Source organism: Burkholderia sp. Ac-20392, from assembly GCF_017104585.1.
Classification (GTDB): Bacteria; Pseudomonadota; Gammaproteobacteria; order Burkholderiales; family Burkholderiaceae; genus Burkholderia; species Burkholderia lata.
In genome coordinates, this window is record NZ_JAAGPB010000350.1 from 1 (window position 1) to 9,011 (window position 9,011).

Genomic DNA, 9,011 nt, shown 5'->3' on the forward strand with positions numbered 1-9,011 from the left:
TTCGGCGTACTGGCCGCCGGCGCGTGCTACGTGCCGCTCGACATTGCGCAGCCGGCTGCGCGGAAGGCGCTGATCGAACGCGCGGCGGGCGTGAAGGCCGCGATCGGCGACACGACGCTCGCCGATGCGCCGCTGCCGCATTTCGGCGTCGCGGCGCTGATGCGGCATGCGCCGCTGGCCGTGCCGCTCGCGGTCGCACCGCAGGCCACCGCGTACGTGGTCTACACGTCCGGTTCGACGGGCGTGCCGAAGGGCGTCGAGATGACGCACGCGGCGGCGCTCAACACGATCGATGCGATCGATGCGCTGCTCGGTGTGAGCCCGACGGACCGGTTGCTCGCGGTATCGGCGCTCGATTTCGACCTGTCGGTGTACGACCTGTTCGGCGTGCTCGGCGCCGGCGCCGAACTCGTGCTGCCGACCCAGGATGACGCACGCGACGCGGCGCGCTGGATCGAGCTGATCGCACAGCATCGCGTGACGCTGTGGAATTCGGCGCCCGCGCTGCTGGAAATGGCGCTGGCGGTGCCGGCCGCGGCCGACGCGTGCCGCAGCGTGCGCGCGGCGCTGCTGTCCGGCGACTGGATCGCGCTCGACCTGCCGGCGCGCCTGCGCGCACGGTGCGGCGACGCCTGTGCTTTCCATGCGCTCGGCGGCGCGACCGAGGCCGGTATCTGGTCGAACGTGCAGTCGGTGCGCGACGTGCCGCCGCACTGGCGCTCGATTCCGTATGGCCGGCCGCTGCCGGGGCAGGCTTATCGGATCATCGACGCCGATGGCCGCGATGTACCGGATTACGTGCCGGGTGAACTGCTGATCGGTGGCGACAGCCTCGCGCGCGGCTACCGGAACGATCCCGAGCTGACCGCGCAGCGTTTCGTGCAGCAGGCGTCGGGCCGCTGGTATCGCACCGGCGACCGGGGCCGCTACTGGCCCGACGGCACGCTCGAATTCCTGGGGCGCGAGGATCGCCAGGTGAAGGTGCGCGGGCACCGGATCGAACTGGGCGAGATCGAGGCCGCGCTGGCCGCGCATCCGCAGATCGACGGTGCGTGTGCGAGCGTCGTCGGCGGCGAAGCCGCGCGTATCGCGGCGGCGTTCGTGCCGGCCGATTGCGCATCGGATGCAGCGCTGTCATCGCCCGCGCTCGTGGAAGCGGACGTTGCCGATACAGTGCACGCGGAAGCAGCCGTTGCACGCGCAGTCGCCGACAGGCTGCTCGACGGCGATACGGGCTTGCCGCCTTCGCTGCGTGCGCATTGGCATGCCAAGGATGACGTATCGATTTCCATCGACGGCGCGCTCGATCTGCTCGACTGGTATGCCGCCGATCTCGACGACCTGACCGGATCGCTGCGCGCGCTCGCGGCCGATCCTGAAGGCGCCGCGCAGCGTGTGCCGCTCGATCCGCGGATTGCACCGCTGGCGTTCGCGGCGCGTCTGCCGGATGGCGCACGCGCGCTGCGCGAGTTTGGCGATGCGCTGCAGGCCCAGGCCGCTGCGCGCACCGAACCGCTGCGGGTCGCGGTGCTCGACGCGCGCGCCGGGCAATGGTTCGATGCGGGGCTTGGCGCGCTCGACGATCCGCGCTTCGACGTGACGCTGTTCGACGCGTCGCCGGGTCTGCTGCACAACGCGCAGGCGTACTTTGCACACACGATGCCGACGTTGCAGGCGATGCAGGACAGTTTGCTGCCCGCTCGCCATCTCGGCCGGTTCGATTGCGTGATCAGTTTCGCGGCCGCGCACCTGCGTGACGATCCAAGAGAGACGTTCCGAATCGCAGCAGCGTTGCTTGCGGAGAATGGCCGCCTGCTGCTCGCCGACGTGCTGCGCGATTCGCCGCTGCGTGAGCTCGTCGCGGGCGTGACGGGCGATGCGTCACTGCCACGGCCGTTTGCGCACGATGCGCTGGCGTCGGCGGCACACGCGTGCGGCTTTGCGCTGGACGATTCCCGGAGCTGGCGTTCGACCGCGTTTGCCTGCATTGATGCGCGCCGTGTCGGCGAACCGGCCGCGCAGGCGGCGCTGGCCGACTGGCTGCGCGACCGGTTGCCCGATGCGATGCGTCCCGATGCGCTGTGGTGCATCGCGCGCTGGCCGCTCAACGCGAACGGCAAGATCGATCGACGGGCGGTAGGCGATGCGCTCGCTCGGGCACTCGGCGATACGCCCGCCGCACATGACGCGTTCGAGCCAGCCGACGAACGACAGGCGACGCTGCTCGCGTGCTGGGAGCACGCACTCGGCCGTCCGGCGAACGCGCGCGACGCGACGTTCTTCGCGCTCGGCGGCGACAGCCTGCTCGCGACGCGCCTGCTCGCGCAACTGCGCGAGCGGCTGGGCGTGCGGGTCGGCATGGCCGCGTTCTACCGGCAGCCGACGCTCGCGGGTCTTGCCGCGCAGCTCGATGAGGCCGCACCGGCTGCGTCTGCCTCGCAGGCCGACGGCGACGCGTCCGTTGCAACGATCGAGGAGGGTGTGCTGTGAGTTTCGATGACGTGCTCGATCTTTGCCGCGAACGCCAGATCGAACTGTGGTGCGACGACGGCGGCCAGTTGCGCTATCGCGCGCCGGCGGGCGCACTCGATGCGGACCTGGCCGCGCGCATCAAGGCCGAACGCGACGCGTTCGTCCGCTTCCTGCAGGACGGCGCGTGGCGCAGCGATCCGGCGCGCCGGTACGAGCGGTTCGCGCTGACGCCGGTGCAGGCCGCATATGTGCTCGGCCGGCACGAATCCTTCGAGTTCGGCGGCAATGCGTGCCATCTGTACGTCGAATACGGCGAACCCGCGAATCTCGACTGCGTGCGCTTCGAGGCTGCATGGAATGCGTGCGTCGCGCGGCATCCGATGCTGCGCGCGATCGTCGAGGACAACGCATGGCAGCGCGTGCTGCCCGACGTGCCGTGGCAGCCGCTCGCGGTGCATGACCTGCGAGACGCCGACGCGAACGCATTCGACGCGCATGTGAAGCGTGTGCGCGAACGCCTCGACCACGCGGTGCACGCGCTCGACCGCTGGCCGGTGCTGCAGCCGGAGGTGAGCCTTGGGCCGGATGGCACGGTGCTGCACCTGTCCGTCGATTTCACGCTGATCGACTACGCGAGCCTGCAGTTGCTGCTCGCCGAATGGCGGCGTCGTTACGACGATCCGCAATGGCAGCCCGCGTCGCTCGATGCGACGTTCCGCGATTACGTCGTCAACGAAGCTCACGCCGGTACGCGCGCCGATCATGCGCGCGACAAGGCGTGGTGGCTTGCGCGCATCGACGATCTGCCGGCGCGCCCCGATCTGCCGGTGGTACCCGCGATGCGTTCCGACGCACGGCCGCGCTTCACGCACCGGCATGCACGGCTCGATCGTGCGCAATGGGCTGCGCTGAGCAGCTACGCGAGCCGCTTCGGGCTGAGCGCGGCCAGTGTCGCGCTGGCCGCGTTCGCCGAAGTCGTCGGCCGCTGGAGCCAGTCGCCCGCGTTCTGCCTGAACCTGACGGTGCTGAACCGGCCGCCCGTGCATCCGCGCATCGACGCGGTGCTCGGCGATTTCACCGCACTGAGCCTGCTTGCCGTCGACGCGACGCAAGGGGGCGATTTCGTCGAGCGCGCCCGCACGATCGGCGCACGCATGTTCGACGACCTCGACCATCGCGCGTTTACCGGCGTCGACGTGATGCGCGAACTCGCGCGGCGGCGCGGCAAGGATGCGGCGCTGATGCCGGTGGTGTTCACGAGCGGCATCGGCAGCGTCGGCCGCCTGCTCGGCGAGCACGCGGGCCGGGCCGAGCCGCCTCTCCATATGATCAGCCAGACGCCGCAGGTCTGGCTCGACTGCCAGGTGACCGACCAGTTCGGCGGTCTGGAAATCGGCTGGGACGTCCGCGACGACCTGTTTCCGGACGGGATGCCCGTGGCGATGTTCGATGCGTACGTCGCGCTGCTGGGCCGGCTCGCTGCGGATGCCGAATGGTGGTCGCGTACGGGCGACATCGTGCTGCCGTCCGCCGCGCCCGCCGCCGAGGTCCATCCGGATGCGGATACGCATATCGCGGCCGGCTTCGCCGCGCAGGCGTTGCGTACGCCCGATGCGCCGGTGGTGATCGATGCGCAGGGGGCACGCACCTATCGCGACGTCGCGCAGCATGCGGCGGCGCTGCGGTCTGCGCTTGAACAGGCCGGCGTCGTCGTGGGCGACACCGTCGCCGTGCTGATGCCGAAGTGCGCACACCAGCTCGCGGCCGTGCTCGCGATCGTCCAGGCGGGCGCCGCGTACGTGCCGGTCGACAGTCGCCAGCCGGCGCTGCGGCAACAGGCAATCCTGCGCAATGCGCGGGTGCGTGCGGTCGTCAGCGTGCAGGCGCTCGCGTTCGAACATGACGGTTGCGTACGCATCGATATCGATACGTTGCCGCTCGATCCGCAATGGCCGCCGCGTGCGGCGCGCGACATCGACGGCGACGCGCTCGCGTACGTGATCTATACGTCGGGTTCCACCGGCGAACCGAAGGGCGTGATGCTGAGCCACGCGGCCGTGTGCAACACGCTTGCCGACATCAGCGCACGCCACGAAGTCGGTGACGGCGATGTCGTGCTCGGCCTTGCCGAGCTGAGCTTCGACCTGTCCGTCTACGACTTCTTCGGCGCGACCGCGCGCGGCGCGTGCATCGTGCTGCCCGATCCGGCGCGCGGCAACGATCCGTCGCACTGGGCCGAGCTGATGGTGCGCCATCGCGTGACGGTGTGGAACTCGGTGCCCGCGCAAGGGCAGATGCTGATCGACTACCTCGAAGGCGAACCGGCGCTCGATGTACCGGGCCCGCGCCGCGTGCTGTGGTCGGGCGACTGGATTCCGGTGACGCTGCCCACGCGCTGGTGGCGGCGCTGGCCCGACAGCGCACTGTTCAGCCTGGGCGGCGCGACCGAGGCATCGATCTGGTCGATCGAGCATCCGATCCGTCCGGCGGACACGCAGCTTGCCAGCATTCCATACGGCCGCGCGCTGACCGGGCAGACGATGGAAGTGCTCGACGCACTCGGCCGGCCGTGCCCGCCCGGCGTGCGCGGCGAGATTCATATCGGCGGCGTGGGGCTCGCGACCGGTTACGCGAACGATCCCGTGCGTACGGCCGAACGCTTCATCCGTCATCGCGACGGGCGCAGGCTTTATCGCACCGGCGATCTTGGCCGCGTGCGCGCCGACGGTTCGCTCGAATTCCTCGGGCGACAGGACGATCAGGTGAAGATCCGCGGCTACCGGATCGAGCTGGCCGAGATCGATGCAGCGCTGACCGCGCATCCGCTCGTTGGCGCGGCCGCGACGATCGTGCTCGGCGAAGGCGCGGAGCGTCGGCTCGCGAGCTTCGCGTCGCTGCACGGCACGGAACCGGCACCGTCGGCGCAGGACGACGCGCTGCACGAGATCGCGAAGCACGTGCGTACGGCGTTCGACGCCGCGCGCTGGCCTGCGCATGCGGACGTGGCGCGGTCGGTCGCCCGGCTCGAAGCGGCCTGCGTTGCGTCGCTGGCTGCGTGGATCGTGCCGGCGGGTGCGCTGACCGATGACGCGGCGACGGATTTCGCGACGTTGTGCGAACGGTTGCGCGTGCCGGCGGCGCGACAGCATCTGCTGCGCCACTGGCTCGCGATGCTCGACAAGCACGGCGTGCTGCACGCGGATGCCGAAGCAGGCGGCTGGCGTCTGCGGCCCGATGCCGGCCACGCCGACGCGCACGCATGCTGGGACGCGTTTGCGCAGGATGCGTCGCCGGATCTGTGGCCGGCCGTCCTCGTCGACTATTTCCGCGACAGCGCAGGATGCATCGACGTGCAGGTGGACGGCAGCGTGTCGCCGGCTGGCCTGATGTTCCCGGAAGGCGCATCGCATATCGCCGACGCGATGTACAGCGACGGCGAACATGCGCACGCACTGCACAACGGGATGGCACAGGCCGTGCGTGCGATCGTTGCGCGCGAGCCGCAGCGCCCATGGCGCATCCTCGAGATCGGCGCGGGAACGGCCGCGGCGACGCGGTCGATCGTCGACGCCCTTGCACCGCTGGTCGAAGCGGGCGCGCGGATCGACTACCTGTTCAGCGACGTGTCGAGCTATTTCCTCGCGGCGGCGCGCGAGCGTTTTGCCGCGTATCCGTGGATGCGGTTCGTGCGGTTCGACATGAACGCGCCATTCGACGCGCAGGGCATCGCGCCGCATTCGATCGACGTCACGATCAGCTCCGGCGCGCTGAACAATGCGCGCGACACGGTCGCGCTGGTCGCCGGGCTGCGCGCGCTGTCGGCGGCCGATGCGTGGTGGGTGATCCAGGAACTGACGACCGAGCATCCGGAGATCAGCATCAGCCAGGGGTTGATGATGGAAACGCCGAACGACGCGCGTGCCGAGTCGGCGCGATTGTTCGTGCCGCGCGCGCAGTGGCTCGAATGGTTGCAGTCGGAGGGTGGCGATTGCGCGCTCGGTTGCGTGGCGCCCGGCACGCCGCTCGATGCGCTCGGCTACGACATCCTGCTCGCGCACGTGAAGCGCGGCGCGGCGCGCATCGCGCCGGACGCGCTGCTGGCATTCGTCGCGGAGCGTGTGCCGGGCTACATGGTGCCGTCGCAATTGCGCGTGCTCGACCGTTTGCCGGTGACCGCGAACGGCAAGATCGACCGCCGTACGCTGGCCGGCATCGCCGACATCCGCGAACCGGAGCCGGCGGCCGCTCGGCCGGCCAACACGCAGGCCGCCGCCGATCCGCTGCTGGCGCGGCTGATCGGCTTGTGGGAAGCCGTGCTCGATACGCGCAACGTCACGCCGGATCAGGACTTCTTCGCCGCGGGCGGTGATTCGCTGCTGATCGCGCAGCTCGTGTCGCGGCTGCGTGGCGAGGAACCGCTTGCACAAGCGCATCCGTTCGATCGGCTGCTGCGCTGGGTGCTCGCGCAGCCGACGCCCGCTGCGTTCGCGCAATGCCTGCGCGATGCGGGTGAGCAGCAGGCGGCCGCGACGTCACCGGCTGCAATGCGCACGACGCACGCATCAACGGTCATTCATGCGCCTGCGCCCCGCGTGCGCGCTGACGTGCGCCCGATTCCGCTCGCGCCGGGCGAAGGCGTGCCGCGCGTGATCGTGCACGAAGGGCTCGGCACCGTGCATGCGTATCGACCGGTCATGTCGGCACTCGCGAGGCTCGGCCCGGTGCTCGGCTTCGCGGTGCGCGACGCACAGGACTATCTCGATGTGCCGGCACGCCATCTGAACGCGACACTCGGCCGTCGCTATGCCGATGCGTTGTGGCGCACCGGCGTGCGCGAGGTCGACGTGCTCGGCTACTGCTCGGGCGGGCTGGTCGCGCTCGACATGGCGAAGTCGCTGGTGCAGCTCGGCGTTCAAGTACGCACGCTCGACATCGTGTCGAGCTTCCGGATTCCGTACCTGATCGAAGACGAACGGCTCGTGCTGTTCAACTTCGCGGCCACGCTCGGGCTGCCGCTCGACGCGCTCGGGTTTCCGGAAACGTACGTGCTGGCCGATGCACTCGCCGATGCGTTGAAGGCCGACCCCGCGCGTCTCGCGGCCGGCAGCCTGCAGGCACAGCTGGAAATTTTCGGCGATCGCTGCGAGCCGCTCGACGCGCTGCGCCGCCGCGTGTTGCGTGCGGCCGCCGGATTGTCGATGCAGGACGAGGTCGCGCATCCGCTGCTCGACGAACGCGAGCGGCTGTACCGGCTTTTCATGCATTCGGTGCAGGCGAGCCACTGGGCCGGCGACGCGCCCTACGCGGGTGCGCTGCGGCTGTTCGTGCCGGAGCGTTGCAACCCGCTGATTCCGCAGCAGCGCGCGGCGCTCACCGAATACTGGACGGCGCAGGCGCTCGGCGGCATCACGGCCGTCGATATCCCCGGCGGTCATTTCGACTGCCTGAATGCAGCGTTCGTCGACACCCGCCTGAAGGAGGCGCAATGAAGGTCCATCCGCTGCCGGTCGTCGTGGCCGGCTCCCGCTTCGGCCAGTTCTATGCGGCGGGCCTCGCTGCATCCAGCGCCTATCGCGTCGCGGGCATCCTGGGGCAGGGCAGCGCGCGCACCGCCGCGCTGGCCGCGCGTGTCGGCGCACCCGTGTTCGATTCTCCCGAATCGCTGCCCGAGGACGTGCGCGTCGCATGCGTCGCGGTCGGCGGCGCGGCGCGCGGCGCCGACGGGGCTGCGCTCGCGTGCCGGCTGCTCGAACGCGGAATCGATGTCGTGATCGAGCATCCGCTGCTGCCCGACGAATGGGATCGCGTGCTGCGCACCGCGTCGCGTCATGGCCGCCGCTGCCTGCTCAACAGCTTCTATCCGAACCTGCCGGTCGTCTCGCGCTTCATCGCCGTTGCGCGACGGCTGCGCGAAACGCGTGCGCCGGTGCATGCGGATGTCGTGTGCTCGGTGCAGGCCAGTTTCGCGGCGCTCGACGTGCTCGCGGCCGCGCTGCAGGGCGTGGGCCCGTGGTCGGTCGAACCGATCGGGCCGGCACTGTCGTCGATGCGCGAATGCGCGATGGTGCTCGCCGAAACGCCGGTGTCGCTGCGCGTGCACAACGAGATGGCGGCGGCCGACGACGGCCGGATGAGCCTGCTGTTCAGCATCACGCTGACGACGGACGCCGGCACGTGGACGCTCGCGTCGCCGCACGGCCCGCTGTGGTGGGCGCCCGCGCTGCGCGAACCGGAGATCGACGACAACGGGCTGTTCCCGATCTTCGGCGACACGACGGGCAGCGACATGCCGAGCATCCAGATCTGCGACGACGCGCGCGACACGTGGGGCGCGATTCATGCGCGCAGCTGGCCGCAGGCGGCCGTGCGCGCGGTCGATCGGCTCGTGTCGGGCGAAGGGCTGCAGGCGTGCAACCAGCGCACCGTCGACGTGACGCGCGTCTGGCAGCAACTGACGATGCAACTCGGTTTTCCGGAGCAGCCGCCGGGCGACGCATGCGCGGCCATGCTCGGCATGCTGCTGGAGCGTGCCGCATGAA

3 protein-coding genes are annotated in these 9,011 nt (G+C 70.2%); all 3 read left to right on the plus strand.

Features of this window, described 5'->3' with window-relative positions; all coding sequences use genetic code 11:
- Nucleotides 1–2,490, plus strand: a 2,490-nt coding sequence (locus G3N99_RS28470) for an amino acid adenylation domain-containing protein (RefSeq protein ID WP_206124050.1), incomplete at its 5' end; no start/stop codon positions are given.
- Nucleotides 2,487–7,961, plus strand: coding sequence for a non-ribosomal peptide synthetase (locus tag G3N99_RS28475; protein ID WP_206124051.1), 5,475 nt, complete (start codon nt 2,487–2,489; stop codon nt 7,959–7,961). The genes G3N99_RS28470 and G3N99_RS28475, both read left to right, overlap by 4 nt.
- Nucleotides 7,958–9,010, plus strand: a complete 1,053-nt coding sequence (locus G3N99_RS28480; RefSeq protein WP_206124052.1) for a Gfo/Idh/MocA family oxidoreductase — start codon at nt 7,958–7,960, stop codon at nt 9,008–9,010. Before G3N99_RS28475 ends, G3N99_RS28480 begins: the two co-directional genes overlap by 4 nt.
- The last annotated feature ends 1 nt before the right edge of the window (nt 9,011 follow it).

Excerpts from the sequence above, each read along its gene's own strand:
- G3N99_RS28480 (WP_206124052.1), top strand. The coding sequence starts at position 7,958 with ATGAAGGTCCATCCGCTGCCGGTCGTCGTGGCCGGCTCCCGCTTCGGC.